Source organism: Zooshikella harenae (genome assembly GCF_018837975.1).
In the GTDB taxonomy this organism is placed as follows: Bacteria; Pseudomonadota; Gammaproteobacteria; order Pseudomonadales; family Zooshikellaceae; genus Zooshikella; species Zooshikella harenae.
This window is the reverse complement of the sequence record NZ_JAGSOY010000189.1, coordinates 1-2,453: the sequence shown is the minus strand read 5'-3', so window position 1 is coordinate 2,453 and position 2,453 is coordinate 1. Positions and strand designations below refer to the sequence as shown.

Sequence of the window (2,453 nt, the reverse complement as noted above, 5' to 3'; positions counted from 1 at the left end):
GGTTATACATTACAGCAACTAACGGACTAATGTCTTTTTCATTGAACGTATAATATTGGCTATTATGGAAAAAATCTGTGCCATTACTGCACACACAATGACTATCAGCCATATTATAAATAGCAAAAAATTTTACTTGGCTATTTTCTAAATAACTCACTACACGGCAACAAGCAGAATAGCCATACTTATAGTTCCAACTACCATCAATAGGATCAATTACAAACCCTGTCGACACATCACGTATATCTTCTTCTGAAGAAACGACAACATCTTCACCTACTAATGCCTTTATTCCTTGTATCATGGCTGAACTGACCATTTTATCAGCACGAGTTGTACCATCTACTTTATCAAGTAAGGTGAGATATTCTGAATGACGTCCAACAGCGGTTGTTTGCCAAAAATCACCTGTTGACGCAAATAGATGGCAAAATAATTTCCAGTCCACACCATGACTCCTTAATTTATGCAATAAGGTGGTCGGCAAAATAGCGAATTGCAAAGTGATCTTTAATAGCCCAATCTACCCTAGGCTTTTCACCCAACCATTCCTGAATAGCCCAAACAACATCCTTAAAACCTAATAAATTACGTAGTGAAGAGCTACCAGAAAAACGCAGGTTAACTTCAAAAGGTACAAATTTCTCATCCTGCATCATACCTTGAATATTACAAGGCCCTTGCCACGTATTGAGCTTGGCAAATTGCGCCACAAACTGATTAATGCCCTTATTAGGTAAAATCGGCTTAAAATAAGATGTCATACCATGAAATAGGTTTCGCTCACCCACAAAAGGTCCCCAATAACTACCATCAAGTGACTTATAAATAGCAATTGTGACTTCACTGCCTTTTAGATAGCGCTGTACTACATAATCATCACTAAACTGTTTTATATCAGGTGAGTCCCAGGCAATCCCCATTGATAAGCCTCCCATTCTTGGCTTAACCAAATAAGGAGAATTCAGCGTGGGACACTGTGATGGCAACCATGTATCAGGAACTTCTACATCCATCTGTGCCAAAAGTTGTTGAAAATGCCACTTGTCATAACATGCAAGTGATAACGCATGCTCTGAACAAAATAAAAAGGGAAGCGCCTCTTTTTGCGCTGAAAATACAACCGTTTCATGATCGGTAAGTGGTATAATCCCATCAATTTTATGTTGACAACAAAGATCTGCTATTGCTTTTACATTATATTCACCATCAATTGAACATTCTTCAGGATAGTTGATTATTTCATCGCAAAGATGCTCAGCTAAGCTGAGCGACTTATTGACTAGAGCAACAGTTTGTAACTGATCCGCACTAAAATTCTCGGTAAGTAATTTAGCAATACCCGCGCCTAAATTACCATCAGCATTGGTTATAAGAATCCGTTTCATTATTAATATTCTTTTAGCTTCAGTTACACTGCAAGCGAATGGCCATCTATACTACGCTTTGCTTTTAAGTAATTAATATTATCTTCAGTAACGTAAGTTTGGGTATTCACTTCTTCAATCACATCAATACCAAGTTTTTTTAACTCTTTTGATTTATTTTTATTATTAGATAACAACCTGATTTTCTGAAACCCTAAATGTTTTAGTATAGCGGCAGCGGAGTGATACGTTCTAAGGTCATGATCAAAACCAATAATCTTATTCGCTTCAAATGTGTTCAAGCCTGCCACTTGGTGCTCATAAGCATCCAGCTTATTGTACAAACCAATCCCCCGCCCTTCCTGACGTAAATAAATAACAATGCCACCCTGCTCTGCCATTAAATCAAAAGCTTCATTTAATTGCTGTCCACAATCACAACGAGAAGAATAAAACGCATCCCCTGTCAGGCACTCTGAATGCACCCTAACGAGTGGAGCTTCACTAGATAGTAATGTTTCTGCTTTAAACAATAATGCCACATGCTCTTTATCTTCTGGCAGTCCATTAAAAGAAACAATCTCACAGGGCACGTGATTTTGACCTACTTTTAAAGGTACACGACTTCTAATCGTTGTCATATTCATCCTCACTTACTGTAAATATATTATCTCTTTATTCCTAACGATTGACTTCTAGCACTGAATCTTTTTATTGATTTTTGTATACAATGAAAAAGCCATTAATACAAGATCAGCTACAAGTATTCATTTCCATCTCTTGTTTATATGCCACAGACAGTTGATCTCAATTTTAGAAAAATCAAGTAAAACTGTTTTTCATGAAAGAAAGACACACTAATCGAAGATAAAAAGTCATAAAATATACATCTAAACCTTTATTCGATTAGGTATAAGTGGCCAATATTTAAGACAAGGCTTACACCATTAACTTTAACTTCTTAGGTGTAGCAGTCCCTCGACAAGACTTTTAGCACATACATGAATAAGCACTAGATTCAGTCAATCAGTTAAGGGTACACAATAACTTCACAAAACATGCTTAGCAATATTATAAAACAAT

General features: G+C 36.4%; 3 protein-coding genes. All 3 read right to left on the bottom strand.

What is annotated here, in order from left to right; genetic code table 11:
* Window positions 1-451 (bottom strand): inositol monophosphatase family protein (locus KCG35_RS24615; protein WP_215822500.1); only part of this gene is annotated, 451 nt, incomplete at its 3' end.
* 16 nt (window positions 452-467) lie between these two features.
* Window positions 468-1,391, bottom strand: a complete 924-nt coding sequence (locus KCG35_RS24610; RefSeq protein ID WP_215822499.1) for an ATP-grasp domain-containing protein — start codon at window positions 1,389-1,391, stop codon at window positions 468-470.
* Between the two features lie 23 nt (window positions 1,392-1,414).
* The gene (ribA, locus tag KCG35_RS24605; protein WP_230409359.1) at window positions 1,415-2,011 is read right to left on the bottom strand and encodes a GTP cyclohydrolase II RibA; all 597 of its coding nucleotides are present in this window, start codon (window positions 2,009-2,011) and stop codon (window positions 1,415-1,417) included.
* Window positions 2,012-2,453 lie beyond the last annotated feature (442 nt).